Consider the following 17,348-nt stretch of genomic DNA (forward strand, 5'->3'; position numbering starts at 1 on the left):
GGCGCAGGCCGCTCATTTGCGCTTGCGCCGGCTCGGTGCCATCTCCCGCATGAGGGCCACGAAGCGCTGCGCGCCCAGGCCCAGCGGGCGGTCCTTGCTCCAGACCACGTCCACCCACATGCGCTGCTGGTTGCTGATGTTGTCGAAGTCGATTACCACCAGCGCGCCAGCCTCGATCTGGGTCTGCACCAGGCTGTGTGGCAGGTAGGCCCAGCCCAGGCCCTCGCGCACCAGCGACAGCGTGGCCAGGTGATTGTCGGTGCGCCAGATCTGCCGCGCCAGGAAGAAGCGCGGGTCGGAGATGCGGGCATCGCGGCTGGCCACGGCGATCTGGCGGATGTCGTACAGGTCCTCGTAGCGCAGCTTGCGCTTCTTGCGCAGCCGCGCCGGATGATCCGGCGCGATCACGGCCACCATCATCTCGCTGCTGAATTCCTGGAAGGCCTCACGGTCGTTGCCGGCATGGCGCTCGAAGACCAGTGCCAGTTGCGCCGTATTGTCGTAGAGCATGCGCATGGCGTCGGCCTGCGGCGAGGACAGCACCTCCACTTCCAGCGAGGGGAATTCCGTGGCCAGGACTGCCAGCGGCCGAGCCCAGGGAATGGACAGCAGTTCCGGCGCCACGGCCAGCGTCAACTTGCGCTCCAGCCCGCGATGCATGGCCAGGGCGTGGGTGTCGAGCTGGCGCAGGGTGCTGGCCAGCAGGCGGGCATCCGGCTCCAGTGCCCGCGCTAGTTCAGTGGGACGGGCGTCGCGGGCGGTGCGGTCGAACAGCACCAGGTCCAGTTCCGCTTCGAGCTGGCTGATGGTCATGCTCACCGAGGAGGGCACGCGCCCCAGCGCGCGCGCTGCCGCAGAGAAGGAGCCGCTGTCGAGGACGGCCAGGAAGACCTTGACGTTGTCGCTGGAGAAAGCCATGGCAGGGAAGGGTGGCGAAGCGGCCAGCGATCTATCAGAAAAACTGAAAGAAGCCGACTTCTTCTATCAAAAACATCATCATAGAATGCTTTCCATTGCAAGACCAGCCGTGTTGCTTCATCCACAGCCTGTGGCCGGCCAGGGCTTGCAACAGGAGAACTCATGCAAGGTTTTAAACGCAAGCTGGTCTACGCCAGCCTTTTCGAGGCGCTGGCCATCGTCTTCACCACGGTGGGCCTGACGGTATTCGCCGGCCACGACAGCAGCCATTCCTGGGCAGCGGCGGTGGCGTCATCCACCATCGCCTTCCTGTGGAACTTCGTGTTCAATGGTCTTTTCGAGCGCTGGGAAGCACGCCAGCCGCGTCGCGGCCGCAGCTTCGGCCGTCGCGCTGTCCACGCCATCGGTTTCGAGGGCGGGCTGGTGATGATGCTGGTACCGCTGTTCGCCTGGTGGCTGGATATCAGCCTGTGGGACGCGCTGGTGCTGGACTTCGGGCTGATCGTCTTCTTCATGATCTATACCTACCTGTTCAACCTGCTGTTCGACCGCATCTTCGGCCTGCCTAGTTCGGCCTTGCCGCTCGAGTCGCAGCCTGTCCAGGCGAAGCCGGCTGCACCGATCACAGGCGCCCGCTGATCCCGGCGCGGGTAGCGCCATTGTCTGACCGCCTTATTGTTTTAAAATAGCGCGCTACCCATTCCGCCAGGAACCGCCATGTACGTCCCCGCCCATTTCGCCCAGACCGATACTGCCGAGCTGCAACAGCTGATCACCGCGCATCCCTTCGGCGTGCTGGTTTCGCACACCGCTGGCGGGCTCGATGCCAACCACCTGCCGTGTCACCTTGATCCCGCGCAGGGCGCGTTGGGGACCTTGCACCTGCACGTGGCACGCGCCAACCCGCTGTGGCGCGAACTGGCCGACGGCGATGCGGTGCTGGTGGTGTTCTCGGCCGGCGACGCCTATATCTCGCCCAGCTGGTATCCCAGCAAGCATGAAGCCCATCGCCAGGTGCCCAGCTGGAACTACATGGTGGCGCATGCCCATGGCCGGGTCACCATCCGCGACGACGAGCGCTACGTGCGCGGCGTGGTGGCCCGCTTGACGCGCACCCATGAAGCCGCCGAAGAAAAGCCGTGGAAGATGTCGGATGCGCCCGCCGAATTCACCGATACCCTGCTGCAGGCCATCGTCGGCATCGAGATCGAGATCACACGTCTGGAAGGCAAGCGCAAGCTGAGCCAGAACAAGGAAGTGCGTGACATCGTCGGCGCTGGTAATGCCTTGTTGGCACGTGGCCACGCGGCAATCGGCCAGGCCATGCTGGAGGCTGCAACGAAAAAGTCATAAGGCCACGGTGCAGCTTGTTCGGTTACTGGCTGTATATTGGCAGTATAGTGCCGCTTACTGGTAACTTATTGCACGATTCCAGCGAAGTTACGTACACACGTGCTCCCTGGGCCTGTGTAGAATCCTCCGCATTGGTGCCTGGACACCTTTTCGTTTTCCCGAATGCAACGAGGGTGCCCATGTCTTCCTTGACCCCTTTGTCCTCCATTGCCGCCCGCAGCGATTCGCTTGGCTGCTCCACGCGGAGCCTGGGCCAGAGCCAGGAACTGCAGGGCAGCGAGTTCAGTTTCTATCGCAAGCGGGTCGACGGCCAGGAATTGTCCCAGGTGCATACGCCGCCCTCGGATCGCGGTTTCCTGGTCGGCATCTCGATGGCACCGCAGCACCGGCGCAGCATCTTCCGGGGCAGTCAGGCGGCCCGCTTCGATTTCGGAGCGGGTGCCGTCTATACGCGCGATTTTTCCGAGGAATATCGGGCCGATCTGCAGGGACCGTTTGATTTCCTGCTGATGGAGCTACCGCTGTCCTGGTTTCATACTGCCAGCGATGAGCTGCGCGCCGGGCAGCGGCGCGTGACCGGCCTGGCGACCGTGACCGGCCAGTCCGACCTGATCCTGGCCCATCTGGCGTGTGCGCTGGCGCCGGCGCTGGCACAGCCTCGGCCTGACAGCCTCCTGTTCGTAGACCAGCTAGGCGTGGCCATCGGTACCCACCTGCTGCGGCGTTACGGTGGAGCGTCGGCACCATCTTCGCAGACCGTGCGTCTGTCGCGCCTGCATGAGGAACGCGCCAAGCAGATGCTGTTGCAAAAGGGGCGGGGCAACGTTTCCATACCCGAGATCGCGCGCGAGTGCAATATGTCGGCCAGTTATTTCCTGCGCGCCTTCAAGGCCAGTACCGGCCACACGCCCCACCAGTGGCTGCTGGTGCAGCGCGTGGAAACTGCACGCCACTACCTGCGCCAGACCGAACTGTCACTGGCGGAGATCGCGCTGGCTTGCGATTTCTGTGACCAGAGTCATTTCAGTCGTGTGTTCACGCAGGTGGCAGGGACCACGCCGGGCGCCTGGCGCCGTAGTCAGCGCTGAGGCGCGCTCGGCTGAAAAGGGAAGAAGGTCGGATGGTCGGATACCAATCCGGCCCCTGCCTCCGTGCGGGCTGCTTAGGGCACCCGCGGCAGGTCGAAGCTGAAGATGCTTCCGCCGGAGGGCGCGGCGCTCGCGTGCAGACGCCCCCGATGGCTTTCAATGATGGAGCGGCAGATGGCCAGCCCCATTCCCATGCCATCGTCCTTGGTGGTGTAGAAGGCATCGAAGATGCGTGACATCGCCTCCTCGGCAATGCCCACCCCGTTATCCTGCACCCTGACCTCGACCCGCTGCTCGTTGCAGCAGCTGGCGCTGATGCTGAGCGTAGCGGGCTTCTCCGGTGCCGCATCCATGGCATCGAGGGCATTGACCACCAGGTTCAACATCACCTGCTGCAGCTGCACCAGATCCCCCAGTACATAGACGTCCACCGGATTGAGCGCCAGGTTCAGCGCCACCTCGCGCCGCTCCAGTTCGCTGCGCGAGAGCATCAGGATGTGCCGGATCAGCGCATGCAGATTGACCCGCGTGAAGGCAGGCGCTGCGTTGCGCGTCAGGTTCTGCAGCCCCTGGATGATGCCGGCGGCGCGCTTTCCCTCGGTGATGATGTCGCGCAGTCCGGCGCGCGCATGCACCAGTTCGGGTGTGGGACGGTCCAGCCAACGCAGGCTGGCGCCGGCGTTGGAGACGATGGACATCAGCGGCTGGTTGATCTCGTGGGCAATGGAGGCCGTCAGTTGTCCCACGGTATTGGCGCGCGAAACGCGCTCCATGTCGATCTGGGCGGCGCGGATCGCATATTCGGCCTGGCGTCGCACGGTGATGTCGGTGGCGGTGCCCATGTATTCGACGAAGGTGCCGTCCACCCACACCGGCTTGCCGATGCCGGAGAGATAGCGCACCTCCCCGGTGTCCTGGCGGCAGATGCGGTGCTCCACGCGGATGGTGCCACCCATGGCGACAGCGGCGTTGACGGTGTCGATCACTTCCTGCCGGTCATCCGGATGCATGATGGCGGCGAACTCGTCATAAGTGATGCAGTTGCGGCCCGGTGCCAGGCCGTAGATGCGGCACAGCTCGTCGGAGCAGAACATCAGGTCCTCGCGTACCAGGTAACGCATGCTGCCGGTATGGTTGAAGCGCTCGCCCTGCTTGAGCAATTCGCGGCTGGTACGCAGTTCGCGTTCGATGCAGAGCAGTTGCGCATTGTCCTGCAGCAACTGCGCATGGGCAGTGGCATTGGCCAGTGACACCGCTGCATGGGCAGCCAGTTGGCCCGCCAGATGGGCGAGCTCTGGCGCCGGAGCCGACGCGTAGTAGAGATACAGCCAACCCTGTTGCACGCCTTGGTGCAGCAGGGAGAGAGACAGCGTTGCGCCTGCCAGTTCCTCGGTGCTGGCGATGCGGTCGCTCGTAGGGAAGTCACCAGGGTCGTCGGCTCGACGCGTCTCGGCCTCGATCAGCGGCACTCCGGCCTGCAGGCGTACCAGCAGGCAGCGTCGGGCGCCGGCCAGCAGGCAGACGGTATGGGTGATGGCGGCCTTGAGGCGGTCCGGGTCGCGTATGGCAGTGAGGTCGCGCAGGGCTTGCAGCAGGGCATCGTGGTCGTCGGGAGACGATGGGGCGGACGGCAAGGGGTTCTCCTGGCGAGTGGGGCAAGATGGGACAGGTCCGTATTGTGCCGTATCCGATGGCGTCGTGCCGCCCGGGAGAGCGTCAGAAGCGGCCATACAGCAGGGTCGCGGTCAGCAGTACCAGCAGGGTATCGGCATCGACCGGCTTGGCCAGCAGCGGAAAGCCGAGTGAGCTGGCGCGCAGGCGGTGAGGCGGGGTGATCTGACCCGAGATGAACAGCACCGGCAGGTCCGGTCGCAGTTGGGCCAACTGTTCGGCCAGTTCGAAGCCGCTCATCTGCTTCAAGCCGATGTCGATAATGGCACAGCAAGCCTGCGACAGGCAGGCGCTATTCAGGAAATCTTCGGCAGCATCGAAGCTGCAGCTGCGGTGCCCGGCCGAATCCAGCAGGTTGCACAAGGCAGCGCGTACCCAGAGGTCGTCATCGATCACCGCTACGGGGCGGTACTCTGACGGTGGCGTATTCTCCCCTTCGCTCATCATCAATCATCGTCGGCCATGGTCGGCTGCCGCGCATAACCATCATGCGGCGCCAGGGTTGTCCACGTCGGCCGTTGGCGCGGGCCGGCGTAGCTGTGCGCTGCCTGAGGGGCGCACTGGGAATCGGTTGTTGTTCGCGTAGCGTGGGAGGTGATGCGACATTGTTATGCACCCTCGCGGGCGACGGCACTATGGCCTGGTCAATCTGTGATGCCAGGCTTTCCCGGCACTGCTGCGACGGGAAAGCCGGCATTCATTTCTGGTCCGGCGGCGGGGTGCCCGTGATCTTGGGAATGCACTCACGGTGGAACCAGGAAGCCGTCAGGGGTTCTCCGGCCAGCTTGCGGCGTACGATCGGTACCAGTTGCTCGCCGATCAACATGCCCAGCAAGCCCAGCAGGGCGATGATGGGAGGGGCTGGCGACTGCACGTGCAGGGCGGCATAGATCAGGCCGGCCAGGATGCCCATCAACAGGGAAATCAGATAGGGTTTCATGGAGACTCCCGGATCAGCCGCCAAACAGGTGGCCGACCCCAGTGATCAGACGTTCGCCCAGCACCATGCCGAGCAGGCCGATCAGGGCGATGCCCGGCGGCGCCGGGGAACGCACCTTGAACAGGGCATAAAAGACGCCGATCAGGATGCCGGCGCCCAGTGAAATCAGATAAGCGGACATGGCCCGGCTCCTCGTGAAGATAGTGCGCCGCCACCTGGGTTGCGGCCCGTGGAGGGGCCGCGACGCAGGTGGCGAAGGCAGACCGTATTACTTGGCCGGAACCGGTGCCAGGATCTTCTGGTTGCCGTGCGGACGTTGCTCGGCCTTGTGCACCATGGTGTAGGCGTAGTCCACGCCCATGCCGTAGGCGCCGGAGTGCTCGCGCACGATGTCCATGACGGCGGTGTAGGTTTCCTTGCGGGCCCAGTCGCGCTGCCATTCCAGCATGACTTGCTGCCAGGTCACCGGGATCACGCCGGCCTGGATCATGCGCTGCATGGCGTAGTCGTGGGCTTCCTTGGAGGTGCCGCCGGAGGCGTCGGCCACCATGTAGATTTCATAGTCGCCTTCGGCCATGGCGCACAGGGCGAAGCTGTTGTTGCAGACTTCGGTCCACAGGCCGGCCACGACCACCTTCTTCTTGCCGTTGGCCTTGAGGGCGTCGCGCACCTTCTGGTCATCCCAGGAGTTCATGGAAGTGCGTTCCAGGACGTCGTGCTCAGGGAACACTGACAGCAGTTCCGGATAGGTGTAGCCGGAGAAGCCCTGGGTTTCCACGGTGGTGATGATGGTGGGGATGTTGAACACCTTGGCCGACTTGGCCAGGGCGACGACATTGTTCTTGAGAACCTGACGGTCCATCGATTGCACGCCGAAAGCCATCTGCGGCTGTTGGTCGATGATGATGAGCTGGCTGTTTTGGGGGGTCAGCACTTCGAGTTTGGAATTGATGGTCATGATAATTCCCTAGATGGGTAGTGTATGGAGGATATGGGCGGCCCTGCGACGGGGAGACGCGGCGACGGCCGACCCGGCAGACGGGAGTGAGGCTGCCGGAGGCGATCATAGGCAAGGGGGCAGGGCGCTGCCATTATCTTTTCGTATAGCTAGACGCTGGCACGGCGTTTTTGCACACTGCCAACACCCAATAATGCACATGGGGTGTCCGGCATGTGAAGTTTTCATGACCTCCGCGCCGGCATCGACATGTGCGATCCGCCACCTTCATTCTCCACCGTCCCTGTCTATGTCCGGAGCCTCCATGACGACCGCAACCAGCGTTACCCCCGATCTGATCCTGCTCAACGGCAAGATCCACACCGTCGACAAGCAGAACCCCATTGCCGAGGCCGTTGCCATCGGCGGCGGCAAATTCCTCGAAGTCGGCAGCGCCGCCGACGTCATGCGTCTGAAGCAGGCCCAGACCAAGGTCATCGACCTGGGCGGCCGCACCGTCATCCCCGGCCTGAACGACTCGCACCTGCATTTGATCCGCGGCGGTCTGAACTACAACCTGGAACTGCGCTGGGAAGGCGTGCCCTCGCTGGCCGATGCGCTGCGCATGCTGAAGGACCAGGCCGCTCGCACCCCGCATCCGCAATGGGTGCGCGTGGTCGGTGGCTGGACCGAATTCCAGTTCGCCGAAAAGCGCATGCCCACGCTGGAAGAACTGAACGCCGCTGCGCCCGATACCCCGGTCTTCGTCCTGCACCTGTACGACCGTGCGCTGCTCAACCGTGCTGCGCTGCAGGCAGTCGGCTATACCAAGGACACCCCCAACCCGCCGGGTGGCGAGATCGTGCGCGATGCCTCGGGCAATCCGACCGGCATGCTGATCGCCCGTCCCAATGCCATGATCCTGTACGCCACCCTGGCCAAGGGACCGACCCTGCCGCAGGAATACCAGGTCAATTCCACCCGCCAGTTCATGCGCGAACTGAACCGCCTCGGCGTGACCAGCGCCATCGACGCCGGTGGTGGTTTCCAGAATTACCCCGATGATTACCAGATCATCAACAAGCTGGCCGCCGATGGACAGTTGACCATCCGCATCGCCTACAACCTCTTTACCCAGAGCAAGGGCGCCGAGCTGGCGGACTTCCAGAAATGGACCGGCATGGTCAAGCCGGGCGATGGCGACGACTTCCTGCGCCATAACGGTGCCGGCGAAATGCTGGTGTTCTCGGCGGCCGACTTCGAGGACTTCCTGGAGCCGCGCCCTGACCTGGCCGATGGCATGGAAGACGAACTGGAGCGGGTGGTGCGCCATCTGGTCTCCAACCGCTGGCCGTTCCGCCTGCACGCCACCTATGACGAGTCGATCTCGCGCATGCTGGACGTGTTTGAGAAGGTCAACCGCGACATCCCCTTCGATGGCCTGCACTGGATGTTCGACCACGCCGAGACCATCACCGAGCGCAACATCGAGCGCGTCAAGGCGCTGGGCGGCGGCATTGCCATCCAGCACCGCATGGCCTTCCAGGGCGAATACTTCATCGACCGCTACGGCGTGGAGGCGGCCGAGCACACCCCGCCGATCGCCAAGATGCTGGAAATGGGCGTGCCAGTTGGTGCCGGTACCGATGCCACCCGCGTGGCCAGCTACAACCCCTGGACAGCGCTGTACTGGCTGGTGTCCGGCCGCACGGTCGGTGGTGCCAAGCTGTATGGGGCCGCCGGTCGCCTGCCACGCGAGACCGCGCTGGAACTGTGGACTGCAGGCAGCGCCTGGTTCTCCAGCGAACAGGCCAAGAAGGGCCGCATCCAGGCAGGTCAGCTGGCTGACCTGGCGGTGCTGTCGGCCGACTTCTTCAGCGTCCATGAAGACGAGATCAAGAGCATCGAATCGGTGATGACCGTGGTCGATGGCAAGGTGGTCTATGGGACCGGTGCGTTTTCCTCGCATGGTCCGGGCGAGATTCCCGTGCTGCCCGAGTGGTCGCCGGTGGCCAAGGTTCCGGGGCACTATCGTGCCGTGGCAAAGACCGATGCTGCCCGCCAGAAGAAGGCGACCCTGCCGCACGCCTGCGTCGGTTCCTGCGGCGTGCATGGTCACTCCCACGACGTGGCGCGCAAGTCCAGCGTCCCGGTCTCCAACTTCGCCGGCTTCTGGGGCGCGTTGGGTTGCAGCTGCTTCGCGTTCTGATCATGCAGGCGCGCCAACTCCCCCGCCGGCAGGGTCTGCCGGTCCCGCCCCTGGATCTGGGCCTGCTGTTCCTGCGCCTGGCGGGCAGTTTCATGCTGTTCTACGTGCATGGCCTGCCCAAGCTGCTGCATTACGCGCATGAACTGACCGTGATCGAAGACCCCTTCGGCATGGGGCCGACCGTCTCGCTGTGGGCGGCCATCTTCGCCGAAGCGCTCTGTCCCATCCTGATCGTGCTGGGCATCTTCACCCGCCTGGCCTGTCTGCCCATCATCGGCGTGCTGCTGGTGGCAATGCTGGCGGTGCATCCCGGCTGGAGCATTGCCGAGGGCCAGTTCGGCTGGCTACTGCTGGTGATCTTCACCTCCATCGCGCTGTGCGGCCCCGGCCAGTGGCGCCTGGGACGCGGTAGTGCCCAATCGTAGGCAGCGTCTTTTCTCCACGTCTTTTCTCCACCTCACACTCACCCAAGGAGCATATCCATGAGCACCATCACCACCCGCGACGGCACCGAAATCTACTACAAGGACTGGGGCAGCGGCCAACCGGTCGTCTTCGGCCATGGCTGGCCGCTGGACGGCGACATGTGGGAATACCAGATGAATTTCCTGGCCGAGCGCGGTTTCCGCGTGATCGCCTATGATCGCCGCGGCTTCGGTCGTTCCAGCCAGCCCTGGAACGGCTACAACTACGACACCTTCGCCGACGACCTGGCCGAGCTGATGGACAAGCTGGACCTGCAGGGCGCCACACTGGTCGGCTTCTCCATGGGTGGCGGCGATGTGGCCCGCTATGTCGGTCGCCACGGCACCAAGCGCGTGGCCAAGGCGGCCCTGCTGGGCGCGGTGACCCCGATCTTCGGCCAGGCGCCGGACTTCCCGCAGGGTGTGCCGGCCGAGGTGTTCGCCGGCATCCAGGGTGGTCTGTTGAAGGACCGCGCGCAATTCATCAGCGACTTTGCCGCCGTCTTCTTCGGCACCAATCGTCCGGGCAAGGCTGACGCCGTCAGCCCGGGCGTGCTGGCACAGACCTTCAACATCGCCATGCTGGCTTCGCTCAAGGGCACGCTGGACTGCGTGACGGCCTTCTCCGGCACCGATTTCCGCGAGGACATCAAGAAGTTCAACTTCCCCACCCTGGTGATCCACGGTGACGACGACCAGGTCGTCCCCTTCGCTACCACAGGCAAGCTGGTGGCCGAGATGGTGCCGGGTGCGCAGCTGAAGGTCTATAGCGGCGCTCCGCACGCCCTGTGCGCCACCCACAAGGACCAGATCAACGAAGACCTGCTGGCCTTCCTGAAGGCGTAAGCATCATGAGTCTCGATGCCAACCAACGCCAGCAACTGGAAAAGCGCCGCCTCGCGCCGCTGGCCACGCCTGGCCTGCTCTCCGGGCAGGCCAGCCAGGAAATCGGCGGCGCCTTGACCATGCTGCTGGCCGATATCTTCGCCCTGTACCTGAAGACGAAGAACTTCCATTGGCACATGTCCGGGCCGCACTTCCGCGACTACCATCTGCTGCTGGACGACCAGTCCCAGCAGATCATCGCCATCACCGATGCCGTGGCCGAGCGGGTGCGCAAGATCGGCGGTACCACCCTGCGTTCGACCGGGCATATCGGCAAGCTGCAGCGGCTGGCCGACAATGATGCCGACTTCGTCACCCCCTCCGACATGCTGGCCGAACTGCGCGAGGACAACCTGCGCCTGGTCGGCTTCATGATGGCCACCCACGAACTGTGCGACGAGCATGGCGACGTGGCCAGTGCCAGCCTGCTGGAGAACTGGATCGACGAGGCCGAGCAGCGTGCCTGGTTCCTGTTCGAATCGGGGCGTACTTCGGTCTGAGTCCGCCCGGATTCAACTGAACGAAGCCTTGATCGGAAGCTGAGCAATGGGCAGGGCCTGCGGGTCCTGCCCATTTGCGTTTTTGTTAAAGTCGGCTTTCTGCCTTCCTGTTCTCCTTTTGAATCAGTCTTTGGAAATCGATGATGGCAAGTTCCTCCGTCTCCCGTCTCGTGAAGCACATCCGCATGCAGGATGATGTCGCCCTGGTGCGCGCTACCCAGAACCGCGCGGCGGCGTCGGTCCTGCCCCCACCGCCGGTACTGGATATTCCCAGTGATGACGCCTTTTCGGTCATCGTGCAGTTGCAGGATTTTCGCCAACACAAGCTATGGCGTGGTCAGCGGCTGGTGCATGCCGGTGGCCACCGGCTGGGCGACATGGCCATCACCGACCTGCGCGAGCAGTGGCGCTCCCAGCATCTCTCGGACTATGACAATGTGCGCCTGCATCTGCCGCGCGCCTCCCTTGAGCGGGTGAGCGAGGAAGGCGGGCGTCGTGTCGGCGCCTTGCAGCAGGTCCAGGCGATCCGCGATCCGGTGGTCTGGCATCTGCTGCATGCCATGCTGCCAGCGTTGACGGGGGCGGCCAATGACAGCGATACCGTCTACCTCGATAGCGTCACCCTGGCCCTGCATACCCACCTGGCGCAACGTTATGGAGGGCAGCCGCTGGGTCGTGGCGGGGGCACTGGCCTGGCCGGCTGGCAGCAGGTGCGGGCGCGCGAATACATGCTCTCGCACCTGGCGCGACGCCTGACCCTGGCCGAGATTGCTGCCGAGTGTGGCATCTCGCGGGCGCATTTCGCACGTGCCTTCAAGCAAAGCTTTGGTTTGCCGCCGCATGCCTGGCTGCAGCGCCAGCGCGTGGAGCTGGCTTGTCGCCTGCTACGCCAGAGCGACAAGGGCATGACGGCCATCGCCCTGGAATGCGGCTTTTCCGACCAGAGTCATTTCAGCCGGGTGTTCAAGCAGATTCAGGGAGTGGGGCCGGCGGCCTGGTTGCGGGCGCAGGGCTAGACCGGCTACAGCGGTGACCGGTGCACGGCGCCCGAATCGCTGGCCTTAGCGCTGACGCGCGGAGTGGATCTGCAGCCGCTCGGCGGCCCGCACGAGGTCGGCCAGGGTCTTGGTCTGCATCTTGTCCATCACGCGCCGCTTATGGACCTTCACGGTGATTTCGCTGATGCCCAGTTCGGTGGCGATCTGCTTGTTGAGCAGGCCACCGATGGCCAGTTCCAGCACTTCACGTTCGCGCGGGGTCAGTGTTTCCAGGCGCGAGGTGCTGGCGGCATGCTCGGTGCGCATGCCTAGTTGCCGATCGGCAATGGCCAGGGCGTCGCGGACCGCGCCCAGCAGCCGTTCATCCTCGATCGGTTTGGTCAGGAATTCATGGGCACCTGCCTTCATCGCCAGCACCGTCGTCGGTATGGTGCCGTAGCCGGAGATGAAGATGACGGGAATGGCATCGCCCCGCTGTTCCAGCCGGCGCACCACGTCGAAACCGTCGGACTCGGGCATTTTCATGTCCAGCAAAAGGCAGCAGGGCCTGGTTGGAAGGGGCTCGCGCAGGAATTCATCGGCCGACGCGAAGCCACGTGCACTCAGATTGGCTGAACTCAGCAGTCGTAGCAGGGCTGCTCTGACCATGCCATCGTCGTCGACGACAAATACCGTACTTTCCATGGTTCCTTCCGTGCTGCCTGGTTGCGAAAATCTGTGCGACAGAGCAGGGCGGTGATCGGGCGGTCAGGAGCCCCAGCGCCAAGCTGTGCAGTGTTGCCTATCATCTGCATTCGCGCCGGATTTGGATTGTACAAATGTGCTGTTTTTTGTAAAAAATGCCTTTGTTGCATTTTTTTGCCGATGGATGTGATCTTTTTTGCAAGGCTTTCGGGCGCCCCTGCTATCCCCAGAGATAATGGGCGCGGGCGGCGGGCGATGCTATGGTGTGCGGCCTCTTCAACACTTTCCCACCCTCTGCGAGACGCTCCATGAATGCCGCACAACGCAACCGCCTGCAGTCCTCCGGACTGGCTTTTCTCGCCGCCTATGTCGATACACTGGGCTTCATCGCCCTGTTCGGTCTGTTCACTGCCCACGTCACGGGCAACTTCATCCTGATCGGTTCGGCCCTGGCCGACACCTCGCAGATGTCCATCCTGCTGAAATTCCTGGCCTTCCCGGCTTTCATCATCGGGGTGGCGGTGGGGCGCCTGCTGATTGCCGCCATCCAGCGCCGCAATGGCCGTGCACTGGGCTGGTCGCTGGTGCTGCAACTGGTGCTGCTGATCGGTTTCATGGTCTGTGGCATGGCTGCGGCGCCCGTGCAGTCGCCCACCGCCGGCTGGGTGATGGCATCGGGCCTGCTGGGTACCGCCTCGATGGGCGTGCATAGTGCCATCAGCCGCCTGTTGCTGGCACACCTGGCACCGACTTCCCTGATGACCGGCAACGTCACCCAGGTGGTGATCGACATGGTGGACATGCTGCGCGGCGCCTCCGACGCCGGTACCACCGAGCGCTGCATCAAGTTCGTCTGGCCGGTCTTGTCCTTCGGTGTGGGTGCGATTGCGGCGGCGTTTGCCTATCACGCCATCGGCTTTGCCGCCCTGGTCGTGCCGGTGCTGATCCTGGTGGCCTTGATCGGATGGGAGTTCACCCAGCAGCCCGCCAGCTGAGTGAATCGAGCGGGTTGCTGCCCGTCCGGACGAGCCTCAGGGGCGGGACGCAGACGTGGCGGCCCGCGTCGGCAGCAGCCAGACGATCGCCAGCGCCGCGTAGATCGCCGAGGCCATCAGCGGTGCCCATTGCGAGAGCAGGATCGCCAGGGCGTAGAGCAGGATGGAGGTATTGTTCTTGCGACCCTGCCCGAGGATGCGTGCGGCTTCCGGATGATTGCTTTCGGAGGCGCGCAGCGTGCGCTTGAGCACCAGGAAGGACACCGAGCACATCAGCAGGATTAGCCCATAGGCCGCCACCGGCGCCATGTCGCGGTGATGGCCGGCGATCCAGGCGGTGGCGAAGGGTAGCAGCGAGAGCCAGAACAACAGATGCAGGTTGGCCCACAGCACCCGCAGATTGACGCGATCGGCGAGCTGGAACAGGTGATGGTGGTTGGTCCAGTAGATACCCACGTACAGAAAGCTGAGTGCATAGCTCAGCAGTGCCGGGGCCAGTGCCAGCAGGGCGCTCGGCTCGGCTGAGGCGGGCGCGTGCAGTTCCAGGACCATGATGGTGAGGACGATGGCGAAAACGCCATCGCTGAAGGCTTCAAGCCGGGATTTGTTCACAGGGGGCAGAGGGCTGGGGATGATCCCGCGCACCTTAGCACCCCGTCGCACAGGCCGACATTATCCCTTCGGATAGGGCGCTGCCGGGCTCAGCCTTGCGGCGCGATCTTGTCCCACAGGTCGGCGCCGTTGAAATCACGGATCACCGCATGGGCACCGGCCGCGCGCAGCCGGGCCTCGTCCAGGCCTCCCAGCATGCCGAAGGTCCAGATGCCGGCACTGCTGGCGGCCTTGACACCCGAACTGGAATCCTCGAAAGCGACCGCCTGTGCCGCCGTGCCACCGATTAACTGCAGCCCGGTCAGGTAGGGCAGGGGATCGGGTTTGGCGCGTTCCAGTTCGTCGCCGATGACCAGGGCATCGAAGCGGCCAGCCAGTCCGGTGGCCTTCAACATCAATTCGGCATTGGCCCGGGGGGCATTGGTGACGACGGCGCTACGCCCGCCGATACGGGCGATATGCTCCAGCAGACGCTCGATGCCGGGGGTAGGCGCGACGTGCTGGTCCAGCTGCGAGCGGAACAGGCTTTCCTTTTCTTCCGCCAGCGGGATGTACTGCTCAGCCGGCATGCCGGGGAAGAGGTGACCGAAGATCATGGCGTTGGAGGCGCCCATGATGTGGGTCTTGTAGTAATCGACATCGATATGCCGGTCCCAGCGCGCCAGGATGGTGTTGAACGCGGCGTGATGCAGGGCGTCGCTGTCCATGAGCGTGCCGTCGAGATCGAACAGGAAAGTGGTGATGGCCATGATGGTCCGTGCAAGAGGGAGGCGGCCATTCTACCCAAGAGTGAGGGGGTGTGGGCTGCAGCGACCCTCTTCTTCCCTTCGCGCGTGCCTGCATGCGTTTTTCCAACTCTCCTACGATAGCTGCCGAAGTCCGCCGATGGCGCCTGCGCTAGCGCAGCCCTACAGTCTCTCCGTGGCAATGCCCCCGGCCCTGCGCTCCCGCAGGGGATCAATCCATCAAGAAACACGAGGAGACTCATGACCACCTCAACCATCCACTCCCTTCCTGCGGCCAGCGTCGAGGCCGTCAACAGCAACGGCTCAGGCGTCTCGTGGGGCGCCATCCTGGCAGGTGCCTTTGCGGCCGCCGCGCTGTCTTTCATCCTGGTGATGCTGGGCTTTGGCCTGGGCTTCTCGTCCATCTCGCCGTGGTCCGGCGAAGGGCTGTCGGCCAAGACCATCGGCTATTCCACGGCCGGCTGGCTGTTGTTCACCCAGATCGCGGCATCGGCCATCGGCGGTTTCCTGGCCGGGCGCCTGCGTGTGAAATGGGCCGGGCTGCATACCCGTGAAGTCTATTTCCGCGATACCGCGCACGGGCTGCTGGCCTGGGCCGTGGCCTCGCTGGCTACTGCTGCGCTGCTGGGCTCGGCCGTGGGCAGCGTCATCTCCGGTGGCGCCAAGACACTGGGTGCTGCCGGCGGTGCCTTGGGTACCGGGGCTGCTGCGGCCACCATGGCAGTGGGCCAGGACGGTGCGCGTCCGGCTGGCGGCGCTGGCGACATCGCCGATCGCTTTTCCGGTTACTTCATCGATTCGATGTTCCGTAGTGGTAACACCGCTAATGCAGGTAATGCAGGTGCTGCATCGTCCGCAAACCAGCCCGCAGTGCCGGCCGCAACCGACGGCGCTGCTGCTGCGCCGGTGGCCCCTCTGGCTGCTCCGACGGCCGCTGATAGTCGCGATCTGACGCAGGCCCAGCGCATGGAAGTGGTGCGTGTATTTGGCTATTCGCTGGCGAGCGGCAAGCTGGCCGATAACGATCGCCGTTACCTGGGCCAACTGGTGGCGCGCCATACCGGCGTATCCCAGGCCGATGGTGAAAAGCGTGTCACCGATACCTTCGCGGCCTACCAGGGTGCTATCGCTGACGCCGGCACCAAGGCCAAGGAAGCCGCCGACGCTGCCCGCAAGGCTGCTGCCTACGCCTCGCTGTGGATGTTCCTGGCCCTGCTGTGCGGTGCTTTCGTAGCCAGCCTGCTGGCGACCTATGGTGGCCGCCTGCGCGACCGAAACGAGCTCTACGCTGAGGCAGTGGTCCGTCGCGACGGCCGCCTGGGCGAACCCGAACTGCACTGAAACCTGACGACATCGACCTGAACCCCAACCTTGAGAGGAGACTGACATGGGCGCAATTCTGCTCTGGCTACTGGGTATCCCCATCCCCATCATCCTGCTGCTGATCCTGTTGTTCTGAGGATCTGAGGACGAAGGAGATGCAGTAGACGCAATACTCGCAGTAGATTCAGCAAGGGCGGCCAGATGGCCGCCCTTGTTCATTTTATGGGTGACGGGACTTCCCGGGACCTCGCTTCAGAGATCCGTGTAATCGAAGGACTTGATGCCGTCGAGCTTGAGAAAGCCCTGAACGATGCGATGGAATTCCTTCTCCGAGGTATGCGAGAGCACGATGGACACTTCGTCGAAAGCGCCGCCGTCGGCTTCGCGCCTGACCACGAACTTGCTCACCCGCGCCGCCGAGGCACCCATCAGTTGGTGTAGATGGCCGATATTGAAAGTATCGGCCTGGACCAGGAAGGTAATGCCGCGCTTGTGCTTGTCGGCGAAATAGCGCCGCTCCAGGGGTTTCATCCCGGCCAGGATCAGCAGCACGATGGAGGTCCCGGCCACGGCGGCGACATACATTCCGCCACCGACGGCCAGGCCGATGGCGGCCACTGTCCAGAGGCTGGCGGCGGTGGTCAGGCCACGGATGATTTCTCCGCGCAGCAGGATCGACCCTGCGCCCAGGAAGCCGATGCCCGAGACCACCTGAGCTGCCATCCGCGAGGGGTCAAGGACCACCTTGTCGGACTGCAGGATCCCGGAAAAACCATAGGCCGACACCAGCATGATGAGCGAAGAGCCGACACAGACCAGCATGTGGGTACGCAGGCCGGCTGCCCAGGAAAGGCGTTCACGTTCGATGCCGATCAGGCTGCCGAGAACGGCAGCTGCGGCCAGGCGGAGGATGACGTCCGTTGCGGGGAGCATGGATTCTCCTTCTGAAGGGATGGGAGGCAGCTTACGCAATGCTCAGCCTGGAAGGCATGGATGAGCTTGCGTAAGCCTGTGGAGCGATGTCT

At 63.9% G+C, this 17,348-nt stretch carries 20 protein-coding genes; 10 read left to right on the plus strand and 10 right to left on the minus strand.

The annotated features are described in order from the left end of the window. Nucleotides 1-12: 12 nt before the first annotated feature. A complete protein-coding gene (locus BTM36_RS02835) occupies nt 13-918 on the minus strand; it encodes a LysR family transcriptional regulator (RefSeq protein ID WP_077235145.1) in 906 nt (301 codons plus the stop codon). 162 nt (nt 919-1,080) lie between these two features. Here BTM36_RS02835 and BTM36_RS02840 point away from each other — a divergent pair, with 162 nt between their 5' ends. The 3 genes from BTM36_RS02840 to BTM36_RS02850 all read left to right on the plus strand — a co-directional run bounded on the left by BTM36_RS02840 (nt 1,081) and on the right by BTM36_RS02850 (nt 3,359). Then, nucleotides 1,081-1,557 (plus strand): PACE efflux transporter, encoded by a 477-nt coding sequence (locus BTM36_RS02840; RefSeq protein ID WP_077235146.1) that lies wholly within the window; start codon nt 1,081-1,083, stop codon nt 1,555-1,557. A gap of 78 nt (nt 1,558-1,635) precedes the next feature. After that, nucleotides 1,636-2,271, plus strand: coding sequence for an FMN-binding negative transcriptional regulator (locus BTM36_RS02845; RefSeq protein WP_077235147.1), 636 nt, complete (start codon nt 1,636-1,638; stop codon nt 2,269-2,271). Between the two features lie 179 nt (nt 2,272-2,450). Next, nucleotides 2,451-3,359, plus strand: coding sequence for an AraC family transcriptional regulator (locus tag BTM36_RS02850; protein ID WP_077235148.1), 909 nt, complete (start codon nt 2,451-2,453; stop codon nt 3,357-3,359). A 74-nt stretch (nt 3,360-3,433) separates the two neighbouring features. Here BTM36_RS02850 and BTM36_RS02855 read toward each other — a convergent pair whose 3' ends face one another. The 5 genes from BTM36_RS02855 to BTM36_RS02875 form a co-directional block, all read right to left on the minus strand. Further along, nucleotides 3,434-4,993: a sensor histidine kinase gene (locus tag BTM36_RS02855; RefSeq protein ID WP_077235149.1), complete on the minus strand. Its 1,560-nt coding sequence runs from the start codon at nt 4,991-4,993 to the stop codon at nt 3,434-3,436. Nucleotides 4,994-5,075: 82 nt separating this feature from the next. Continuing rightward, a complete protein-coding gene (locus BTM36_RS02860; RefSeq protein ID WP_077235150.1) occupies nt 5,076-5,477 on the minus strand; it encodes a response regulator transcription factor in 402 nt (133 codons plus the stop codon). Between the two features lie 250 nt (nt 5,478-5,727). Further along, on the minus strand, nt 5,728-5,970 hold the full coding sequence (locus BTM36_RS02865) for a DUF1427 family protein (RefSeq protein ID WP_077235151.1): 243 nt from the start codon (nt 5,968-5,970) through the stop codon (nt 5,728-5,730). Between the two features lie 13 nt (nt 5,971-5,983). Then, nucleotides 5,984-6,151, minus strand: coding sequence for a DUF1427 family protein (locus BTM36_RS02870; RefSeq protein WP_006463358.1), 168 nt, complete (start codon nt 6,149-6,151; stop codon nt 5,984-5,986). Between the two features lie 87 nt (nt 6,152-6,238). After that, complete coding sequence (locus BTM36_RS02875; RefSeq protein WP_077235152.1) at nt 6,239-6,928, minus strand: hydrolase; 690 nt, start codon at nt 6,926-6,928, stop codon at nt 6,239-6,241. A 304-nt stretch (nt 6,929-7,232) separates the two neighbouring features. On the opposite strand from BTM36_RS02875, the gene BTM36_RS02880 reads away from it, so the two are divergent. The 5 genes from BTM36_RS02880 to BTM36_RS02900 all read left to right on the plus strand — a co-directional run bounded on the left by BTM36_RS02880 (nt 7,233) and on the right by BTM36_RS02900 (nt 11,981). After that, complete coding sequence (locus BTM36_RS02880; protein WP_077235153.1) at nt 7,233-9,116, plus strand: amidohydrolase; 1,884 nt, start codon at nt 7,233-7,235, stop codon at nt 9,114-9,116. Between the two features lie 2 nt (nt 9,117-9,118). Next, nucleotides 9,119-9,541, plus strand: a complete 423-nt coding sequence (locus tag BTM36_RS02885; RefSeq protein WP_077235154.1) for a DoxX family protein — start codon at nt 9,119-9,121, stop codon at nt 9,539-9,541. 57 nt (nt 9,542-9,598) lie between these two features. After that, complete coding sequence (locus BTM36_RS02890) at nt 9,599-10,426, plus strand: alpha/beta fold hydrolase (protein ID WP_006463362.1); 828 nt, start codon at nt 9,599-9,601, stop codon at nt 10,424-10,426. Between the two features lie 5 nt (nt 10,427-10,431). Beyond that, nucleotides 10,432-10,965 carry a Dps family protein gene (locus BTM36_RS02895; protein WP_006463363.1) on the plus strand — a complete coding sequence of 178 codons (534 nt, stop codon included), beginning with the start codon at nt 10,432-10,434 and terminating at the stop codon, nt 10,963-10,965. A 143-nt stretch (nt 10,966-11,108) separates the two neighbouring features. Further along, nucleotides 11,109-11,981, plus strand: a complete 873-nt coding sequence (locus BTM36_RS02900) for an AraC family transcriptional regulator (protein WP_174616799.1) — start codon at nt 11,109-11,111, stop codon at nt 11,979-11,981. A 45-nt stretch (nt 11,982-12,026) separates the two neighbouring features. On the opposite strand, the gene BTM36_RS02905 is transcribed toward BTM36_RS02900, so the two are convergent. Beyond that, on the minus strand, nt 12,027-12,647 hold the full coding sequence (locus BTM36_RS02905) for a response regulator transcription factor (protein WP_077235156.1): 621 nt from the start codon (nt 12,645-12,647) through the stop codon (nt 12,027-12,029). Between the two features lie 308 nt (nt 12,648-12,955). On the opposite strand from BTM36_RS02905, the gene BTM36_RS02910 reads away from it, so the two are divergent. Continuing rightward, entirely contained in the window at nt 12,956-13,642 is a 687-nt protein-coding gene (locus tag BTM36_RS02910; protein WP_077235157.1) for a YoaK family protein, read from the plus strand. Between the two features lie 36 nt (nt 13,643-13,678). Here BTM36_RS02910 and BTM36_RS02915 read toward each other — a convergent pair whose 3' ends face one another. Beyond that, on the minus strand, nt 13,679-14,254 hold the full coding sequence (locus BTM36_RS02915; protein WP_077235158.1) for a TMEM175 family protein: 576 nt from the start codon (nt 14,252-14,254) through the stop codon (nt 13,679-13,681). A gap of 89 nt (nt 14,255-14,343) precedes the next feature. Continuing rightward, a complete protein-coding gene (locus BTM36_RS02920) occupies nt 14,344-15,003 on the minus strand; it encodes an HAD family phosphatase (RefSeq protein ID WP_077235159.1) in 660 nt (219 codons plus the stop codon). 237 nt (nt 15,004-15,240) lie between these two features. Between BTM36_RS02920 and BTM36_RS02925 the strand changes: the two genes are divergently transcribed. Next, nucleotides 15,241-16,341, plus strand: a complete 1,101-nt coding sequence (locus BTM36_RS02925) for a hypothetical protein (protein WP_077235160.1) — start codon at nt 15,241-15,243, stop codon at nt 16,339-16,341. Between the two features lie 234 nt (nt 16,342-16,575). On the opposite strand, the gene BTM36_RS02930 is transcribed toward BTM36_RS02925, so the two are convergent. Next, a complete protein-coding gene (locus BTM36_RS02930; protein WP_077235161.1) occupies nt 16,576-17,256 on the minus strand; it encodes an MgtC/SapB family protein in 681 nt (226 codons plus the stop codon). Between the last annotated feature and the right edge of the window lie 92 nt (nt 17,257-17,348).

It is taken from the genome of Herbaspirillum sp. VT-16-41 (genome assembly GCF_001994935.1).
Lineage (GTDB): Bacteria > Pseudomonadota > Gammaproteobacteria > Burkholderiales > Burkholderiaceae_D > Herbaspirillum > Herbaspirillum frisingense.